We start from the raw sequence: 18121 nt of genomic DNA, 5'->3' as shown, positions 1-18121 counted from the left end.
GAAGGGTCCTGGGAGAGTAGGACGCCGCCAAGCACACAAAGCCATTGTTGAGTTTCTCAACAGTGGCTTTTTTGTTGGATTAAAGTGCAAATGATGGTAGCAAAAGCAATATATAGGCTAATTTTGCTCACTGAAACAACGAATGCACATATAAAATAAATGGATTCATACGGAGATAATGTCCACTGGATACGGACTTTCGTCCAAGAATTCGCTTACCCGGTGACCGTTTTCCGATTCCCTCCTCCGATGATGTAATATTCTTGACAGGCCAAAAACCCTTTGCTAAGATGGCAATAATATATTTTTGGACAAGCATCTCAAACCTTAATTGAAGATACGGATATGTATAACTTCGCTGTTTAGTTCGGTGTCTATCGGATATGGACTTCAAACCGGAGTTTCTTCATTTATAAAGTTTGTGGGCGGTTAGAATAAAGATAATCGAGGAGGAATGACCCAGGTGTGGGAAGATAAGTTTGGTAAAGAAGGTTTCACGTTTGACGATGTGCTGTTGGTGCCGCGCAAATCCGAGGTACTGCCGAAGGAAGTGGATCTTGCCACGGTACTGAGCAAAAATGTGAAGCTGAATATCCCTCTGATGAGTGCAGGCATGGATACAGTCACAGAAGCAGCTATGGCGATTGCAATCGCCCGCGAGGGAGGCATTGGCATTATTCATAAGAATATGTCAGTGGAGCAGCAGGCTGAAGAAGTAGACCGCGTAAAGCGCTCCGAGAGCGGTGTTATTACTAATCCCTTTTCTCTAACGCCAGAACACTGGGTCTCCGACGCTGAAGTCCTAATGGGTAAATACCGTATTTCCGGAGTACCTATCGTTGATCAAAGCAACAAGCTTGTTGGGATTCTGACCAATAGAGATCTGCGTTTCATCCATGATTTTAATATTCAAATTAAAGAAGTGATGACCCATGAGAATCTGGTCACTGCTGCGGTTGGGACTACTCTCCAGGAAGCAGAAGGTATCCTTCAACGCCATAAGATCGAGAAACTGCCGCTTGTAGATGAGAACAACATTCTTAAAGGTCTGATCACGATTAAAGATATAGAAAAAGCAATTCAATTCCCGAACGGAGCAAAAGATGCTCACGGCCGTCTGCTGGTAGGTGCGGCAATTGGTATTTCCAAAGATACTTTTGAACGTACAGAGGCGTTAGTGAAAGCCGGCGTGGATCTGATTACAGTAGATTCCGCACACGGACATCATATTAATATTATTGATGCTGTCCGCAAATTGCGTGAACTGTACCCGGATCTTACGATTGTTGCCGGTAACGTGGCAACCGGAGACGCAACCCGTGAATTGATTGAAGCTGGCGCTTCTGTAGTCAAAGTGGGTATTGGACCAGGATCAATTTGTACCACACGCGTAATTGCCGGTATCGGTGTTCCGCAAATTACGGCCATTTACGACTGTGCAACGGTTGCCCGTGAGTACGGCATTCCGATTATTGCTGACGGGGGTATCAAATATTCCGGTGAGGTTACCAAAGCAATTGCTGCGGGAGCATCTGCGGTTATGATGGGAAGCCTGTTCGCCGGAACGGAAGAAAGCCCGGGCGAATCCGAGATTTACCAAGGACGTAAATTCAAGGTATACCGCGGCATGGGCAGTATGAGCGCCATGAAGCAGGGCAGTAAAGACCGTTACTTCCAGGATGATGACAAGAAGCTTGTTCCAGAAGGTATTGAAGGTAGAGTCGCATTCAAAGGTTCTCTCTCCGATACAGTTCATCAGCTGATCGGCGGGCTTCGTTCTGGCATGGGGTATTGTGGAACGAAGACACTGGAGGAACTGCGCAATGATACATCTTTCATCCGGATTACAGGAGCCGGATTGCGCGAAAGTCACCCTCATGATGTACAAATCACCAAGGAAGCTCCCAACTATTCCCTATAATTAGGCGGTTTCGATAAATTACGGACAGACAGGACTAAATTCGTCCTGTCTGTCTTTTTTTGCAGGTACCCCTGTGTTAGAATAGAACAAGCAATGGATATGAGGATCAAAAGGAGAGTAGTAATCATTGAAGCACAAGCGGAAATTTAGCAGTAAACAATTTGTAATTAAGACAGCGACAGTAGGTCTGCTTTTAAATATGTTAGCTTCTCCAGTACATTCGGTGTTCGCTGATGAAGTGAAGACACCGGCAACGACAGAAAAGGGTACTGCCGCTGGCACTACTGCGGCGAAAGCTGCAGTCAAGATTCCTAATATAGAATCACTGAAGCTCGAAGTAGATTCGGCAGTGTTGATCGAACCCACTACAGGCGAGGTTCTTTTGTCCCTGAATGCCGATAAGCCTCTGCCTCCGGCAAGCATGACGAAGATGATGACCGAATATCTGGTTGCAGATGCCGTGAAGAATGGCCAGATTTCCTGGGATCAGAAAGTAGTTGTTCAGGAAAATGCCTCCAAGCAGATCGGCTCGCGTATTTTTTTGGCTGAAGGCGATGAACATACGGTAAGAGAGCTATACATAGCGATGGCCGTTGGTTCTGCTAATGATGCCACCGTAGCGTTGGCTGAGCTTGTTTCGTCATCGGAGCAGGAATTTGTAGCTCTAATGAATGAAACTGCAAAGAAGATGGGAATGAAGACGGCTTACTTTATCAATTCTACCGGTCTTGACCGTGCCGATATGCCAGCTAAGTTCCAGCCCAAAGTCGATCGTGAAACCGTAATGTCAGCCATGGACGCAGCGATTCTTGCCAAATATATCGTAACGGACCACCCTGATTTCACAGAATTCACAACCATTCAGTCTTATAAGTTCCGTCAACGGGATGACAAACCGATGGTTAACTACAACTGGATGCTGGAAGCGAACAAGGATATCGCCAACTTTAAGGCATACGCTTATCCCGGCCTTGACGGGCTGAAGACAGGACATACCAACAATGCCGGCAACTGTTTCACTGGTACGGCTGTTCGCGACGGCATGCGGCTGATCAGTGTCGTTATGGGCGCCAACTCGGAAGCACACCGTTTCACAGAAACCAAGAAGGTACTTGATTTTGGCTTCAATAATTTCGAAATCAAACAGGTAGTGGCCCCTAAAGCCGTGATTGCCGGCAATGAAACAGTGCCCGTGCAAAAAGGCAAAAAGAAAGATGTGTCCATCGTTACCGATGCCGGAGTTACTTTTATCGTGCCTAAAGGAACGGTTGCACCACAGATTAACACGGCGGTTGCGGTTAATGATGCAGCAACACTGGTAGCCCCAATTGCCAATGCTTCCAAAGTGGGCAAGGTTACTTACTCCTACAAGGTTGAAGGCATGTCTCAGGTTCAGGAGAAAACGGTCAATCTGATTACCGCAGAGGAAGCGGAGAAGGCTGGCTGGTTCAAGCTGCTGATGAGAGCAATAGGCGATTTTTTCAGCGATTTGTTTACAGGAATTAAGAACCTGTTCTAGGGCAGTAATGTCTGGTGCAGTGAATAATTCGAGTAAATAGGTTGTATATATAGCCGCCTTGCGGTAAAGTGGCAAGTTAGATAAGATCAATCGGGAGGCTTGAATCATGGAAACTGGAACATCGCGAGTTAAAAGAGGCATGGCAGAAATGCAAAAAGGCGGCGTCATTATGGACGTCATGAATGCAGAGCAAGCGAAAATTGCCGAGGCTGCGGGTGCAGTAGCTGTAATGGCTCTGGAACGTGTACCCTCTGATATCCGCGCAGCAGGCGGTGTAGCCCGGATGGCTGATCCTACAATCGTAGAAGAAGTTATCAAAGTGGTGAGCATTCCCGTTATGGCCAAAGCCCGTATCGGTCATTATGTAGAAGCGAAGGTTCTTGAATCTCTGGGCGTAGATTATTTGGATGAAAGCGAAGTGCTCACGCCTGCCGATGAAGTATTCCATATCAACAAACGTGAGTTTACAGTCCCTTTTGTCTGCGGAGCGAAAGATCTGGGTGAAGCGCTGCGCCGCATTAATGAAGGAGCTTCGATGATCCGTACTAAGGGTGAACCGGGAACGGGCAACATCGTGGAAGCCGTGCGCCATATGCGTTTTATCAACAGCCAGATCCGCAAGGTAACCAACTTGTCCAAAGACGAGCTTTTTCACGAAGCTAAGACTTTAGGTGTTCCTTACGAGCTGCTGCTTGAAGTTCACGAGCTCGGCAAGCTGCCGGTTGTTAACTTTGCCGCAGGGGGTGTAGCTACTCCGGCTGATGCAGCCTTGATGATGCATCTTGGTGCGGATGGCGTATTCGTCGGTTCCGGTATATTCAAATCGGACAACCCCGAGAAATTCGCCCGTGCGATTGTAGAGGCAACTACTCACTTCACTGACTATAAACTGATCGCTGAAGTATCCAAGAACCTTGGCACGCCAATGAAGGGGATTGATATCGCAACTCTGACTCCGGCTGAACGTATGTCGGAGCGCGGCCGTTAATAGAGAGAAGGTTGTCCGGATGAAAATAGGAGTGTTGGCGCTTCAAGGCGCCGTAACAGAACATATTGTCAGTATAGAGAAGGCCGGGGCTGAGGGCCTGCCCATCAAGCGTGTAGAGCAGCTGGATGAGGTCCAGGGGCTCATTATACCTGGTGGAGAAAGTACAACGATAGGCAAGCTGATGCGCAAGTATGGCTTCATAGAAGCGATACGCGATTTTGCAGGCTTGGGCAAGCCTATTTTTGGAACATGTGCCGGCATGATTGTACTGGCGAAGAGAATCGCCGGCGGTGAGCCCGGACATCTCGAACTGATGGACATTACCGTTGCCCGGAATGCCTTTGGCCGCCAGCGGGAAAGTTTTGAATGTGATCTGAAGGTTAAAGGGATAGATGAGCCGGTGCGTGCCGTCTTTATCCGTGCTCCTCTTATTAATGAGACGGGTCCGAATGTGGATGTGCTCACGGTTTACAAGGATGAGATTGTAACTGCGCGTGAGGGCAATCTGCTGGTCTCCTCCTTTCATCCGGAACTGACAGAAGATTACCGGCTGCACCAGTATTTTGCCGATATGGTAGAGGCAAGTCTGGCAGCCAAACAATAGAACTGCATATAAGAACATTCTGACTCTTTCAGTGCTGCAAAACAGCAATTTGAAAGAGTTTAGGCTGTTTTCAGGAGGGAAACTTTGTGCTAGATGTAAAAGTATTGCGCAGTGATTACGCAAAGGTAGAAGAGGCGCTTAACAAACGCGGTAAATCGCTCGATTTGATCGCCGGATTTCCGCAGCTGGATCTGCGCCGCCGTGAGCTGCTGCAAGAGACAGAGGGTTTGAAGAACCGCCGGAATATTGTTTCCGGTGATGTTGCTAAGAAGAAGAAAAACGGCGAACCGGCTGATGATTTAATTGCAGAGATGCGGACCGTTTCTGACCGCATTAAAGAACTCGATGATGAAGTGCGTGTTCTGGAGACTCAGATTGACGAACTGACGATGAGTATTCCGAACATTCCACATGAATCTGTACCAGTAGGTAAATCCGAGGAAGAGAATGTTGAATTGCGCCGCTGGTCGCAGCCAAGAGAATTCGGATTTACACCAAAATCACATTGGGAGCTGGCACAACAGCTGGATATCATTGATTTTGAAGCTGCTGCTAAGGTAACCGGCTCCAGATTTGTTTTCTATAAGGGACTTGGAGCGCGTCTTGAACGTGCCCTGATTAACTTTATGATGGACCTTCACAGTGGAGAGCATAATTATGAAGAAATGCTGCCGCCGTATATCGTCAACAAGGATAGCTTATATGGTACAGGCCAGCTTCCGAAGTTTGAAGAGGATCTGTTCAAGTTGCGGGATACAGAGTACTACTTAATTCCTACGGCTGAAGTCCCGGTGACGAATTATTATCGTGAGGAGATTTTGACAGCGGCAGACCTACCCAAATATCATGTCGCTTACAGCTCCTGTTTCCGTTCTGAAGCAGGGGCGGCAGGACGTGATACCCGCGGACTTATCCGCCAGCACCAGTTCAACAAGGTGGAGCTGGTGAAGCTCACCACCCCTGAGACCTCGTATGAGGAGCTTGAGAAGATGACTGCGGATGCTGAGCGTGTACTGCAGCTTCTGGGGCTGCCATACCGTGTCCTGGGCCTGTGCACGGGAGATATGGGCTTTACTTCGGCTAAGACTTACGATTTGGAGGTTTGGCTGCCAGAGAGCGGCATGTACCGTGAAATCTCCTCTTGCTCCAATACTGAGGACTTCCAGGCGCGCCGGGCGAATATCCGTTTCCGCAAGGAACCCAAATCCAAGCCGGAGTTTGTTCATACGCTGAATGGCTCTGCACTTGCTGTCGGCCGGACGGTCGCCGCTATTCTGGAGAACTACCAGCAAGAAGATGGCAGTATCCAGATTCCAGAGGCCCTTCAGCCGTATATGCGTAATGTAAAATGTATTAGTCCTAAAGTTTCTTAATAAAACAGTTGCTTATTGTTTGTATTGTGTGGTACAATTCCTAATGCATGTGAAATTTAGATGCATTGGAGAGGTACCGAAGCGGTCATAACGGGGCGGTCTTGAAAACCGTTAGGGTGCAAGCCCACATGGGTTCGAATCCCATCCTCTCCGCCATTCCTTTTAATTAAATAAATTACAGATAGAAGTCGCCTTCCTTGGAAGGCGGCTTTTTTTGTACAGCAGGTTGAGAAAAATAAGGTTGTGGAATTTAATTTTTTAAATATTCCTTTACAGGAATATTCTCATAATGGTATATTTATATCGAGCAAGGGAATACAAAAGCCAGACACTTAATGAAGGGTACGTACCTTCACAGCTAAGAATGGATGATGACTATGAATTCGAATGTCATGAGTGCCTTGGCAGAGCCTAACCGCCTGCAGATTGTTGAGCTTTTGCGCGAACGCCCGCTAACTGTAGGGGAAATCGCTGAAAGGCTGCAACTGCGCCAGCCTCAAGCATCCAAACATTTGCGTGTTCTAAGTGAGGCTGGCATTGTGGAGGCCCGGGTGGACGCTAACCGCCGGATCTATAGCCTGCTGCCCGAACCTTTTCAGGAGCTGGAGGATTGGCTGAGCAGCTATCGTCACATCTGGGAGGAACGGTTCGACCGGCTGGATGACTACTTACAGAAAGTACAAGGTAAGCAAGCAGTAGAAGAGCAGCAAGATTGAATAAGAGATGATGGATTAGCTTTGCGAACGCTGTGGTAGAACTGTCTTAACCCACTAGGAAGATCGAGGAGGAATTTAAAAATGGCAAATGAAATGGTATCCAAGGTAGAGGATAAGGTGCTTATTCTGGAACGTGAGTTCAATGCCCCTCGGGAGCTGGTATTTCAGGCGTTTTCGCAGGCAGAGCATCTGAAGCATTGGTGGGGGCCTAGAGGCTGGACGCTTCCGGTATGCCATATGGATTTCCGTGTGGGCGGCGTTTGGCATTATTGTATGAAGTGCGAGGACAAGAACCAGGGCGATTTCTATGGCATGGAATCATGGGGCAAGGGTGTATACCGTGAGATCGTTGCACCAGAGAAGATCGTGTATGTAGATTATTTCTCCGATGCGGAGGGCAACGTTGCAGATAATATGCCTGAGACGCTCGTTACCTTAATCTTCGTCGAAACAGAAAATGGGACTAAAGTCATTAATCGCGCGGAATATGCTACAAGAGAAGCATTGCAGCAGGTACTGGATATGGGTATGCTGCAGGGTATCACCGATACCTGGAACAGACTGGTTGAGCATTTGAACTCGATCCGGAAGATCGGTTAAAGGATAAAAGTCCTGCATATACGAAGGTCATTCCTCTTAGGAGGAGTGATCTTTTTTTATTCTTATTTTTGGAACCTGTTCCAGAGGGAATAAAAACCCTCTTTTCTCCGCAATGTATTAAAGAAGGGAGGCTGATAAGAACAATGAACCGACAATTGCAACTGGACCAGCAAAGTCTGGTTACCGCATGGCAGGAGCGTCTGCCTGCACTGATGGAGGATGGAGACAGCTTTAGTGTGCAGGGAGATGCAGCTGACCAGAACAGTCTGCTGATTCATTTCAATGCGGCAGGGCGGCAGGATTATTCTCTTGATTTTCGCTGCACTTATGTCGATAGCCGTGAAGTGGCTGTGAATCTGATTGATGCCGAGCAAGCCGGAAGGCATACCGATGAGCGTACCGATGCCGTACAATTACTCGCTCAGCAGTATTCAAGACAGATTCATGAATGTGCACAAGCGCTACAAGATTTGACTAATCCATAGGGAGGGAATTAAAAATGAGCAAGCCTAAAAGTATGCCGGTTCCCGGGGTAGACACCAATCACGAGCCTAGAGGAGAACATCATTCTTCAGCGCCCAAGCCGCTTTCCGGCTCCAAAAAGGTCAAACAGGCTAACCATGTAGATCATCATAATCCGCAGGGATAACACCTCCGGAAAAGAAAGGAGAAATGAACTGTTTCCCCTTTTTGCCAAATGGTTTATCATTAGGAAGGGGAAACAATTTTTTTACATGGGAGAGGAGAACAACAATGAACAAAAAATGGGGGTTATCCGCTTCCGCATTGCTGCTTGCAGCTGCAATTATTTTGCCGGGATGCGCGAACAAACAAGAGGCACCAAAAGAGGCCCTGAAATCGGCTGCCGCTAAAGCGACTGCATTGACTTCATATGAAATGAAGAGCAAGCTAGTCATTAACAACCTGACTGTGGAAGCCGGTGAAGGTACAACGGATGCCACGACAGGTATGGTGCTCAGTATGCTGAAGAACGCTGATATTTCCGTGAATGGGGTATACCAAGCGGATCCGATGCAGACAGAAATGACTATGGTACTGAACCTGAAGGGCGATATGGCGATGTCCTTTAACATCCCTATGGTAATGACCGCAGAGAAGATGTACGTCAAAGTACCGTCGATTCCGTTCTTGCCGCTTCCGGAGACAATTGTAGGGAAATACGTAGAACTTGACCTGAAGGAACTGGCAGAGCAGGGCGGCACCGAATGGAGCCCGGCTTCAGTAGACACGCAAAAAATGCAAAAGCTCTCCAATGAAGTGGTAAGCACACTGTTGGCTGAGTATGATGAAGAAAAATATTTTACCGACATCAAACCTAAAGATGCAGCATTACCGGAGGACGTCAAGGCTAAACAAGTGGTTCAGTTCCAGGTGACCAATGACAATGTCAAAGAAGCACTTACAATCCTCGTGAATAATGCACTGCCGAAGATTATTGATATTGTGGGTAAGGAAGAATACAAGACTATGCTGCAAATTGACGAGGCTGATTTAGCCAAAGCCAAAGAAGAGCTGCAGTCCAGCGAGACCCGAGCTGAGGTCGACAAAGGATTGGCTGATTTGAACAAGTATCTGACGATCAACCAATTCAAACTCGATACCGCGATCGACAAAGATAGCTTCCCTGTATACCAAAACCTGCTGATGGATATCATCGTCAAAGATCCTGAGCAAGGAACGAACGTCAGCCTGTCATTAACCGGAAGCAACCAATACAGCAAAGTTAATGAGAAGCAGACCTTCACGATTGGCATCCCGCAGGGCGATGATGTAGTTACAATGGAAGAGCTGCAACAGCAGTTCGGTGGAATGGGCACTTATTAATCTAAGCAGCATAGAAATCCCGCATGCGTGCGTATTGTTCGCGCTCATGCGGGATTTTTTTGTTCAAATATAAAAATTTATATGCTTTTGAGGACGGCGAACCGTTTCCACTGGTTTACATAGTTTGGCTGCAATATGTAGTGAGGGCTAATGCTGTCCCTTCTCCGGATAGTAATCATCGCTCAGAATAGCGTAGGTGCGGTGGTCCTGCCACTGGCCGTTGATTTTAATGAAACGCCGGGCAATTCCTTCTGCCTGAAACCTGTTCTTCTCCAATACACGGCGGGAGCCTTCGTTATGCAGCAGGATGCAAGCCTGTACCCGATGCAGCCCAAGAGCATGGAAGGCATACTCCAGGATTAAGCCTACAGCGGCGCTGGTATACCCTTTTCCTTGTACCTCATGGTCAATAAAATAGCCGATATCGGCATACTGTCCGACGCCACGTACCACATTGGAAATGGTAACCTGCCCAATTAATTGTCCGTCCAGCAGAAAGATGCCAAACATATAGGCTCTATCCTGACGGGCATCCTCCAAACGCTGGCCAATGAGCTGCTTCTGGCTTTCAAGGGTAAAATAATCGTCCTCGCGCAGTGGTTCAAACGGCTGATGCTGTACCTTGTTACGCAGGCGCAGCTGAAGCAGTTCATCCGCATCATGGAGCTGCAGCAGGGAGAGATAGATACCTTGAGACGTATTGTACAGTTTAAGAGACATATAATCCTCCTTGGTCATTTTTGCGAATAACTATAGCTTGGACGGCTTCTGGCGCAAGCGGCGGAAAAAGGAAGTCAGCAGATCCGCACACTCCTCCTGCAAGATCCCTTGAATGACTTCGGTCCGGTGATTGAACCGCGGTTCCTCCAGCAGATTCATGAGGGTGCCTGCACAGCCGGCTTTAGGGTCTGTTGTGCCATATACCGTGAGAGGGACTCTAGATTGAACCATGGCCCCCGCACACATCGGACAGGGCTCAAGGGTAACGTAGAGCCGGCAATCGAGCAGCCTCCAGGAATTCATAGCTATACTGGCCTTGCGGATGGCTACCATTTCAGCATGAGCCGTGGAGTCCATTGTGGTCTCACGCAGATTGTAGCCGCGCCCGATGATTTCGCCATGGCGGACAATTACTGCTCCGATGGGAACCTCGCCCAGTGCTTCTGCTTTGCGGGCTTCCGCAATCGCCTCCCGCATCCAATATTCATGAGCCTCCCGCTCTTCGGGCGGCAGTTCATCAAGTAATATATTCAAGTGCATCTTCCCTTCTTATTCTGTACCTTGTGCAACGAACAAATATTCGTTCTGAACAAATTGTGTATAAGTCTGTGGATAACCGCCGACTTATACACAATATTGTACACATTAGAATTTAATAAAATGTTTATATGTGTATATCCTGTGGATTAACCTTATGTTTTTCTTATCCATTGTAGAGAAACTCCCTATAAAATTCAATGCTTCGCAAAATATGCCCCGTCTCTGAAATGTCTTTTCAAATGGATAGGCAAAAGGTATGATATTCATGAACACTCCGCTAGGATTTACCAGCGGATAAGAGGTGAAAAAGCAGCTTGTCCATAAAAACGAAATTATCGGCTATTATTTTTGGTTCGGTACTGCTGATCTTGGCGCTCAATCTTACACTGAATCTTTACGCGGCCCGTGATAATCTGCGTATTGAAAGTGAAAATAATATGAAGATGACCGCCATGCAGATTGCCGTTTCAGTCGAACAGAGCAGCTATAGCTCGAACTATGTGCAGTATCAGCTGGCTCAGAACCTGCGGATGACCGCCATTCTAGCCTCTGAAGAGCTTGACCCGGATATCAAGAATGTGAAGAATGAACAGCTGGTGTACCTGGCGGATAAGCTTGGTGTGTCTAATATTTCACTTCTGGTCAAGACTGATGATGATATAGTGGTTGCCAAATCGTCTGATCCTAATGAGATTGGACTGCCTACCAAAGGAATGGGGTATTGGTACGTCGCATTTCTCGAGCTGTTTGCCGGTCAGAAAGTATCCGTTCAGCAGGGGCAGAGCCTTGAGAATTTCTGGTCCGGACCTTTTGAATTTTCGACTTCCAATCCTAAGTTCATTGAAAAGTGGGGATATTATCACGATGCCTCGACTAACTACATCATAGATCCTTACATACGGAGTACAGCAGTGAGTGATTACGTCAAAATTATGAATCCCGATGAGATCGTTCAGCAGTCCAAAGAGGTCAATCCGGGACTTCTGGAGGTCACAGGAATCAATCCCAAAACCTTTGCCTCTGCAAGCATGATGCCTAATGGTGAAGACCGCGTGAATGAGAAGCTGCGCAGCCGTCCCATTAAATTCGGCACCTATATCTTTGGCAATGTGGAAGAGGATAAGTCGGCGATGATGGCAGCCCTCGGCAAAGGGCAGCCGGTCACGCTGGATACGGAGGCTCTTGGCAAAAGAGTGCTCAAAAGCTTCATCCCGATCAACCAGCCGGGTGCTGATGATTATGTCGTCTCTGTAGTCATGGACTATTCGGTCATTTCTTCGGTCATCAAAGACCAATTGTTCAATAATATCACTACTTCATTGTTGCTGCTTATCATTTTTTTCGTGTGCAGCTATGTGCTTGCCGGTGTGGTAACGCGTCCGATTCAGGATATTCTGGCCAAGGTCAATGATGTGGCAAAAGGCAAATTTGAGCCGCCGTTAAAGGTGGACAGCCGGGATGAGCTGGGACAGCTGGCCCACAGGATTAATGCGATGACCTCCCATCTTTCCCAGCATACGAACCGGTTAGGGCAGACGCTGGAAGAGAACCGGGCGGTTAAGGAACATTTGGAATCGGTGATCAACGGCACCTCCGATGCGATTCATACTGTAGATATGGATGGACGGATCACCAGTACGAACAGAGCATTTGAGGATCTGTACGGCTGGAGTGCCGCAGATGCCCTGGTTAAGCCGCCTTATCTGGTACCGGCTACGGTGCAGAAACAGGAAGAAGAAAGGCTTAGGGAGCTGAAGAATGGCGCTGTTCTGCCTCCGGTAGAGACTGTAAGGCTGAAGCGAGACGGTTCGATGGTCGAAGTCAGTGTCAGCACCTCGATCATTCGCGACGAAGAGGGACGGCCACAGGCCTTTGTCCACGTATCCCGTGACATGACAGAGCGCAACCGGATCGAAGAGCTGCTGAGACGCTCTGAGAAGCTGACGACGGTAGGACAGCTTGCCGCCGGGGTTGCCCATGAAATCCGTAATCCGCTGACAACGCTACGGGGATTCCTGCAGCTTCAACAAGAAAAGCAGGTGCTGGTCCCGCTGCATATTGACTTAATGCTCTCCGAACTGGAACGAATTAATCTCATTGTGAGTGAATTTCTGATATTGGCCAAGCCGCAGGCAGTTCACTTTCAGCAAAAGGATGTCCGGCACATTCTAAATGATGTAATTTCCCTTCTGAGCAGCCAGGCCCATCTCTTTGGCATAGAGTTTGAGTCACGGTTCGCAGAGCTGCCGGCAACGGTGCATTGCGAGGAGAACCAGCTCAAGCAGGTGTTTATTAATATCGTCAAGAATGCCATTGAAGCCATGCCGGACGGCGGAACCATCACACTGGAGCAGTATATGGATGAAGACTCTGTTGTTATTGTGATCTCTGACGAGGGAGGCGGCATTCCCGATTATATGCTGCCCAAGCTGGGCGAGCCGTTCTATACCAATAAAGAGTCAGGGACGGGACTTGGGCTGATGGTCAGCCAGCGGATTATCCAGGCTCACAAAGGCAGTCTGGAGATTCGCAGTGAATACGGTTGCGGGACGGAGGTTATTATTAAACTGCCCGCACCAGTTGAGCCTGCTGCAGAGCAGGGCATGAATAAAGAACGGAGTGAAGACAATCATGAGAATTAATAAATTCATCAGTGAGACAGGCTATTGTTCACGCCGTGAAGCAGACAAGCTGGTGGAAGGCGGCAGGGTTACCATTAACGGTGAGCCGGCCGTACTCGGCAGTCAGGCCGTTCCTGGCGATGAAGTACGGATTGATGGCAAGCCGCTGGAAACGGGAAGCCAGATCGTCTACATTGCGCTTAATAAGCCGGTGGGCATCACATCGACCACGGAAAGCCACATTCAGGGGAATATTGTTGACTTTGTCGGACATCAGGAGCGCATCTTTCCGATCGGCCGGCTGGACAAGGACTCAGAGGGGTTAATTTTACTTACCAATGATGGAGACATTGTTAACAAGATATTGCGGGCCGAAGGCAAGCATGAGAAGGAATACGTAGTCACTGTAGACCGGCCTGTCACGCCTTCCTTCATTTCCGGGATGTCGAGTGGAGTGAAGATCCTGGGCGGCAGAACGCTGCCCTGTGAAGTGACAAGAATGACAGAGCGGGTATTCCGCATCATCCTGACTGAAGGCAAGAACCGGCAAATACGCCGCATGTGTAGCGCCTTTGGTTATGAGGTCAGAAAGCTGCAGCGCATCCGGGTTATGAATATCCGCCTTGGGACGCTGCAAACCGGAGAGTGGCGTGAGCTGTCCCCTCAGGAGAAGCAAGAACTTGGGGAAATGCTAAACTATGAGCTGCAGTAGCCATTAGAAAGTGCTGCCGAAGAAAGCAAAGAGCTGTTCCAGAAGATCTCTCGCGGGATCGTTGGAACAGCTCTTTTATCTGAGTGCCTATTATTGGTTAGGGAGGGTAATGCCCTTTGGTTCAGTGACTTCTTGATATTTGCGCAGAATAGAAACTTCTACGCGGCGGTTCTTGGCCCGTCCGGCAGTAGTGTCATTGGGTGCGATTGGATGGTATTCCCCATATCCGATAGGACTGAATTTAACGGGATTCAGATTCGGATTCAGCAGCAGGATTTTCATGAAATGCAGTGCACGGTCTACGCTGAGGTCCCAGTTAGATGAATAGCTGGTATTGGAAATCGGAATATTATCCGTATGCCCTTGTACAAGGACGTCATAATCAGGGAATTGCTGCAGCATGTTCGAGATTGATTTGGCAAGCTGGCGGGAATCATCCTTTACGTCTGCCTGTCCTGAAGCAAAGAGGGCGTTGTCGCTGATGGTAATCATCAATTGCGATTGATTCAGCTTGGTGCTGAGCAAATCGGTCAGCCCGTTCTTTTCAATATACTGATCAAACTGCTTTTTTAGTTTCTCCAGATCCTCTTGCTCTTTCGCCCGCAGCTTGGCCATGTCGGATTCGCCGGTATTCTTATCAATAACACTGTTCATTTTATCTTGCTTACCCTGATCAAGCTGGGTATTTGTCGGGGCATCGGAACGATACTCCAGAACACCGCCACCACCACTGAGCGCAGAGCTAAAGGCATCAGCCATGTCTTCAAATTTCTTGGCGTCTGTAGCACTCATGGCATACATAACGAGGAACAGCGCCACTAGGAGCGTCATCAGGTCGGAATAGGGTAATAGCCAGGATTCATCGGCATGCTCTTCGTGTTCTTCATGCCTAGTCTTTTTGCTCACTTGAGCCGCCTCCCTTTTCGATTAGCTTGACACGTTCAGAAGGTGTTAGGAAGACGGAAAGCTTCTGATTGATAGCGATTGTGGATACTCCGGATTGAATAGACAGCAGACCCTCTACCATCATCAGCCGGATTTCAATTTCACGCTTGGAAATTCTTTTGAGCTTGTTGGACATCGGATGCCACATTACATAACCGGTGAAAATACCGAGCAATGTAGCAATAAAGGCTCCGGCAATTGCGTGCGCCAGAACGTCCATATCACTCATATCCGCCAGAGCGGCAATCAGCCCGATAACGGCACCCAATACCCCTAGGGTAGGAGCGTACATCCCCGCTTGTGAGAAGATCAGGGCTCCCGCTTTATGCCGGTCTTCTGTAGCATGAATATCTTCCATTAACACATCGCGGACAAATTCCTGGTCGTTGCCGTCGATAATCATCCGCATACCGTTACGGAGGAAGTTATCTTCGATCTCATCGACCTTGGACTCCAGCGCCAACAGACCTTCGCGCCGTGTAATGGAAGCCCATTCCATGAACATTGTAATCAGTTCAGCTTTGCTGACCATCTTTTTCTTAATAAAGAGGATCTTGAACAGCTTGGGTACATTCTTGACCTCCGACATGGGAAAGGCCACAAAGATTGAGGCAGTCGTACCAAGAAAGATAATGACATAAGCTGCCGGATTTTCCAAGCTGGTAAGCGGGGCATGTTTGAGCATCATTCCCCAGACAACTGCGATGAGACCAAATACTAAGCCTAGTAATGTTGAAATTTCCATTATGCACCTCGTCCATGAGAATTAAGAAGTGATCCGTTCAGACCGCATATTTCATCCTTGAACAGCGGCGGGACACCCTGCACGTAACCAAATCACGTATATTCTTATTTATCGTCAGTATTCCGTTTTTTGTGAAGTCATTTTTTCGGCTATAATGATAAGGTAAGTTATTATTCATCTGTGAAGAAAACGGAGTGATACACGTGGGTGTGAAACATGGCAGAGATTACAGCGAGATTCTTAGTGATTTGACGGAAGCAGTCGGACGTATTTCTGACGGGTATGTGTTTTTTGAGATGGAGCCGGATGAGTGGCAGGAACTGCCGCAGGAATCCAAGCTGGAGGTATGGGAAGCGCTCGCAGAGGATCTATTCTACGCGCTGGGCAACGAGCCTGTTATTCAGGTAGGCAGTGGTGTGGTTATCTATGACAAGGAGACGCACCGTATCAATATTTTGCTGGGTGAAGAGGATTTGGCCTCGGTTGTACTCGTTTAGAGCAGCAGAACAGCAGAGTAACAGGAGGACGGTTTGCCCCCTGTCTGCGGCCCGTGGTAAAATTGAAGATGCCGAGTACTATTTGCCGGGATCTTAGAATACATTAAACCGAAAAAAAGCCTTCATCCTGGCGCATCCCTTGGACTTTACCGAAGCTGAGGGATGTTTTGTTTAAGGGATATGGGGAGCTGGGCTGTACGGACTTTACGGCTAACTTAGTAAGGGAGGAAACAAATTGCATTTTACGGAGGAAGAGCTGCGTGAGCAGGTAAGTAAGCTGGAGGGCTGGAAGCTGGAGCCGAATATGATGGTGCGTAAATATATGTTTAATGAATATATGAAGGGTATCGCCTTTGTGGATGAGGTGGCTGCGATCTCGGAAGCCTTTGATCATCATCCGCATATTACAATTGATTACAAAACGGTAATTCTGCGCTTGTCCGCAAAAGAAGAGAGCGGGCTTGCCGCGCTAGAGTTCCGCCAGGCGCATGAATTTAACGAAGCTTTCGACAAAACGCGTTAGGCGCAGGAGAAACCGACTTATCATAGGAATAGATATAAAAATGCCCGTGCAAGGATGTCTGAATATCCTTTGTACGGGCATTCTGTATTTTTAAGGTCAGGTTTATTTCTTCTCTGCAAGCCACATGGCAACATTCGCAATCTCTTCGGGAGCAAGCTTATCCTTGAAAGACGGCATTTGGCCGCGTCCCTTCGTAACAATGGTGTAGATTTCTTCTGCGTTATGCTGGCCGCCTTCCTGCTGCAGACTAGGGCCTAGACCGCCCTGTAGCTGATCACCGTGGCAGGTAATGCAGCTTGCCTGTACAATCGCTTCGGCGCTGGTGGCATCCAGTGTGACTTGCGGCATCGTCGGGTTATTTTCTTCGGCTACCTCTGCTTTGCCGGGCAATGTGAACAAGAGCACTACCGCAAAGGCACAGGCTGCGAAAAACAAACCGCCCATGATCCATTTCTGCATCTTCATCCGTCCCCTCCATGTAAGCTGCTTCCTACATTATATAGGATGGTGAAGCGTTATCATAGCATTTGTGTCAAAAAAGTGGACGATTTCAACACTAAAATTTTCAATTTAATGGAACGTTATGTTGTTTATCATAGACCATGCAATAAAATGGCTTATTTCCGGTTGGAGTAAGGCGTTCATAAGTATCCGTGATCGTGAAGCCGCATTTTTGGTATGTTCGGATCGCCCGCTGGTTCCAGGTCAATACTTCCAAATCAATCTCCCGCCCGGGATACCGCTTTAGCGCGGCCTGAACGATGGCTTCCATGAAAATGTGGCCAAGACCGTGTCCGCAAAGCTCGGGGCGCATTCCAATACCCAGCCTGACGACACCCTCCATCGGAAACAACTGCGCAAAGCCGCAAAGGATGCCTTGCTCGTTGACCACGGAAACATACTGGTCCCTGCGGAGCTCTGGATCGCCAAATTCAATGCCAAGCGCCTCCATTTGGGACCAAGGCATCCATTCGTAAATATTATAAGGCGCTTTGTAATTCCATGCGGCGATGTCTTCAGCATGGCTGATCTCCATGGGAACCACATGGAATGTAACGGGGGAGCTAATCATAAGGCCACCGGCCTCCTTTCATAGGGAGCAACAGCACTAGCTATACCTAATTATATCCATAACTGGCCTGATTCGACTCAGAAATTTCCTGAAAGGCGGAAACTTGACAAAGTGGGAAAAATATTTTATGAAATGGAGGAAATTTGGGTAGATTTATGTTTTGCGGATATTGAGAGGGGT

At 48.0% G+C, this 18121-nt stretch carries 20 protein-coding genes and 1 tRNA gene; 15 read left to right on the top strand and 6 right to left on the bottom strand.

From position 1 onward, the window contains the following. Positions 1-463 precede the first annotated feature (463 nt). The 11 genes from guaB to AC3WT9_RS33795 all read left to right on the top strand — a co-directional run bounded on the left by guaB (position 464) and on the right by AC3WT9_RS33795 (position 9566). Complete coding sequence (gene guaB / locus AC3WT9_RS33845; RefSeq protein ID WP_492408896.1) at positions 464-1921, top strand: IMP dehydrogenase; 1458 nt, start codon at positions 464-466, stop codon at positions 1919-1921. A gap of 127 nt (positions 1922-2048) precedes the next feature. After that, positions 2049-3440: a D-alanyl-D-alanine carboxypeptidase family protein gene (locus AC3WT9_RS33840; RefSeq protein ID WP_341089060.1), complete on the top strand. Its 1392-nt coding sequence runs from the start codon at positions 2049-2051 to the stop codon at positions 3438-3440. A 106-nt stretch (positions 3441-3546) separates the two neighbouring features. Continuing rightward, on the top strand, positions 3547-4428 hold the full coding sequence (pdxS, locus tag AC3WT9_RS33835) for a pyridoxal 5'-phosphate synthase lyase subunit PdxS (RefSeq protein ID WP_492408893.1): 882 nt from the start codon (positions 3547-3549) through the stop codon (positions 4426-4428). A 19-nt stretch (positions 4429-4447) separates the two neighbouring features. Beyond that, entirely contained in the window at positions 4448-5032 is a 585-nt protein-coding gene (pdxT, locus tag AC3WT9_RS33830) for a pyridoxal 5'-phosphate synthase glutaminase subunit PdxT (RefSeq protein ID WP_341089063.1), read from the top strand. An 86-nt stretch (positions 5033-5118) separates the two neighbouring features. Beyond that, complete coding sequence (gene serS, locus AC3WT9_RS33825) at positions 5119-6405, top strand: serine--tRNA ligase (protein ID WP_341376990.1); 1287 nt, start codon at positions 5119-5121, stop codon at positions 6403-6405. 67 nt (positions 6406-6472) lie between these two features. Next, a tRNA-Ser gene (locus AC3WT9_RS33820) sits at positions 6473-6561 on the top strand. A gap of 221 nt (positions 6562-6782) precedes the next feature. Then, a complete protein-coding gene (locus tag AC3WT9_RS33815; protein WP_341089066.1) occupies positions 6783-7121 on the top strand; it encodes an ArsR/SmtB family transcription factor in 339 nt (112 codons plus the stop codon). An 81-nt stretch (positions 7122-7202) separates the two neighbouring features. Beyond that, positions 7203-7721, top strand: coding sequence for an SRPBCC domain-containing protein (locus tag AC3WT9_RS33810; protein ID WP_341089068.1), 519 nt, complete (start codon positions 7203-7205; stop codon positions 7719-7721). A 143-nt stretch (positions 7722-7864) separates the two neighbouring features. Further along, on the top strand, positions 7865-8206 hold the full coding sequence (locus AC3WT9_RS33805; protein WP_341089069.1) for a hypothetical protein: 342 nt from the start codon (positions 7865-7867) through the stop codon (positions 8204-8206). Between the two features lie 14 nt (positions 8207-8220). Next, positions 8221-8370 (top strand): small acid-soluble spore protein P, encoded by a 150-nt coding sequence (locus AC3WT9_RS33800; protein WP_038584486.1) that lies wholly within the window; start codon positions 8221-8223, stop codon positions 8368-8370. Positions 8371-8474: 104 nt separating this feature from the next. Next, positions 8475-9566: a hypothetical protein gene (locus tag AC3WT9_RS33795; RefSeq protein ID WP_038584489.1), complete on the top strand. Its 1092-nt coding sequence runs from the start codon at positions 8475-8477 to the stop codon at positions 9564-9566. Between the two features lie 147 nt (positions 9567-9713). On the opposite strand, the gene AC3WT9_RS33790 is transcribed toward AC3WT9_RS33795, so the two are convergent. Then, positions 9714-10286, bottom strand: a complete 573-nt coding sequence (locus AC3WT9_RS33790; protein ID WP_341376991.1) for a GNAT family N-acetyltransferase — start codon at positions 10284-10286, stop codon at positions 9714-9716. A 30-nt stretch (positions 10287-10316) separates the two neighbouring features. Further along, positions 10317-10820, bottom strand: coding sequence for a tRNA adenosine(34) deaminase TadA (tadA, locus tag AC3WT9_RS33785; RefSeq protein ID WP_341089074.1), 504 nt, complete (start codon positions 10818-10820; stop codon positions 10317-10319). A 320-nt stretch (positions 10821-11140) separates the two neighbouring features. Here tadA and AC3WT9_RS33780 point away from each other — a divergent pair, with 320 nt between their 5' ends. Both AC3WT9_RS33780 and rluF read left to right on the top strand, forming a co-directional pair. Next, the gene (locus AC3WT9_RS33780) at positions 11141-13468 is read left to right on the top strand and encodes an ATP-binding protein (RefSeq protein ID WP_341089075.1); all 2328 of its coding nucleotides are present in this window, start codon (positions 11141-11143) and stop codon (positions 13466-13468) included. Further along, positions 13458-14159, top strand: coding sequence for a 23S rRNA pseudouridine(2604) synthase RluF (rluF, locus tag AC3WT9_RS33775; RefSeq protein WP_038584496.1), 702 nt, complete (start codon positions 13458-13460; stop codon positions 14157-14159). Before AC3WT9_RS33780 ends, rluF begins: the two co-directional genes overlap by 11 nt. A gap of 90 nt (positions 14160-14249) precedes the next feature. Here rluF and motB read toward each other — a convergent pair whose 3' ends face one another. Next, positions 14250-15065: a flagellar motor protein MotB gene (gene motB / locus AC3WT9_RS33770; RefSeq protein ID WP_341089076.1), complete on the bottom strand. Its 816-nt coding sequence runs from the start codon at positions 15063-15065 to the stop codon at positions 14250-14252. Beyond that, positions 15049-15849 (bottom strand): flagellar motor stator protein MotA, encoded by an 801-nt coding sequence (gene motA, locus AC3WT9_RS33765; RefSeq protein ID WP_076114081.1) that lies wholly within the window; start codon positions 15847-15849, stop codon positions 15049-15051. Before motA ends, motB begins: the two co-directional genes overlap by 17 nt. A gap of 203 nt (positions 15850-16052) precedes the next feature. Here motA and AC3WT9_RS33760 point away from each other — a divergent pair, with 203 nt between their 5' ends. Both AC3WT9_RS33760 and AC3WT9_RS33755 read left to right on the top strand, forming a co-directional pair. Beyond that, positions 16053-16346 carry a hypothetical protein gene (locus AC3WT9_RS33760; RefSeq protein ID WP_038584505.1) on the top strand — a complete coding sequence of 98 codons (294 nt, stop codon included), beginning with the start codon at positions 16053-16055 and terminating at the stop codon, positions 16344-16346. A gap of 235 nt (positions 16347-16581) precedes the next feature. Then, entirely contained in the window at positions 16582-16869 is a 288-nt protein-coding gene (locus AC3WT9_RS33755) for a 4a-hydroxytetrahydrobiopterin dehydratase (protein WP_038584508.1), read from the top strand. 102 nt (positions 16870-16971) lie between these two features. On the opposite strand, the gene AC3WT9_RS33750 is transcribed toward AC3WT9_RS33755, so the two are convergent. Further along, positions 16972-17328: a c-type cytochrome gene (locus AC3WT9_RS33750; RefSeq protein ID WP_341097501.1), complete on the bottom strand. Its 357-nt coding sequence runs from the start codon at positions 17326-17328 to the stop codon at positions 16972-16974. A gap of 106 nt (positions 17329-17434) precedes the next feature. Continuing rightward, complete coding sequence (locus AC3WT9_RS33745) at positions 17435-17941, bottom strand: GNAT family N-acetyltransferase (RefSeq protein ID WP_341089080.1); 507 nt, start codon at positions 17939-17941, stop codon at positions 17435-17437. Positions 17942-18121: the final 180 nt, after the last annotated feature.

The sequence above is a fragment of the Paenibacillus sp. EB106-06-01-XG199 genome (assembly GCF_058791575.1).
This window is presented reverse-complemented; position numbering and strand designations above follow the sequence as displayed.

Bases quoted from the DNA above. Each gene is read 5' to 3' on its own strand.
- pdxS (WP_492408893.1), top strand. From the start codon at position 3,547: ATGGAAACTGGAACATCGCGAGTTAAAAGAGGCATGGCAGAAATGCAA.
- pdxT (WP_341089063.1), top strand. From the start codon at position 4,448: ATGAAAATAGGAGTGTTGGCGCTTCAAGGCGCCGTAACAGAACATATT.
- AC3WT9_RS33815 (WP_341089066.1), top strand. From the start codon at position 6,783: ATGAATTCGAATGTCATGAGTGCCTTGGCAGAGCCTAACCGCCTGCAG.
- AC3WT9_RS33810 (WP_341089068.1), top strand. From the start codon at position 7,203: ATGGCAAATGAAATGGTATCCAAGGTAGAGGATAAGGTGCTTATTCTG.
- AC3WT9_RS33805 (WP_341089069.1), top strand. From the start codon at position 7,865: ATGAACCGACAATTGCAACTGGACCAGCAAAGTCTGGTTACCGCATGG.
- AC3WT9_RS33800 (WP_038584486.1), top strand. From the start codon at position 8,221: ATGAGCAAGCCTAAAAGTATGCCGGTTCCCGGGGTAGACACCAATCAC.
- AC3WT9_RS33795 (WP_038584489.1), top strand. From the start codon at position 8,475: ATGAACAAAAAATGGGGGTTATCCGCTTCCGCATTGCTGCTTGCAGCT.
- AC3WT9_RS33790 (WP_341376991.1), bottom strand. From the start codon at position 10,286: ATGTCTCTTAAACTGTACAATACGTCTCAAGGTATCTATCTCTCCCTG.
- rluF (WP_038584496.1), top strand. From the start codon at position 13,458: ATGAGAATTAATAAATTCATCAGTGAGACAGGCTATTGTTCACGCCGT.
- motA (WP_076114081.1), bottom strand. From the start codon at position 15,849: ATGGAAATTTCAACATTACTAGGCTTAGTATTTGGTCTCATCGCAGTT.
- AC3WT9_RS33750 (WP_341097501.1), bottom strand. From the start codon at position 17,328: ATGCAGAAATGGATCATGGGCGGTTTGTTTTTCGCAGCCTGTGCCTTT.
- AC3WT9_RS33745 (WP_341089080.1), bottom strand. From the start codon at position 17,941: ATGATTAGCTCCCCCGTTACATTCCATGTGGTTCCCATGGAGATCAGC.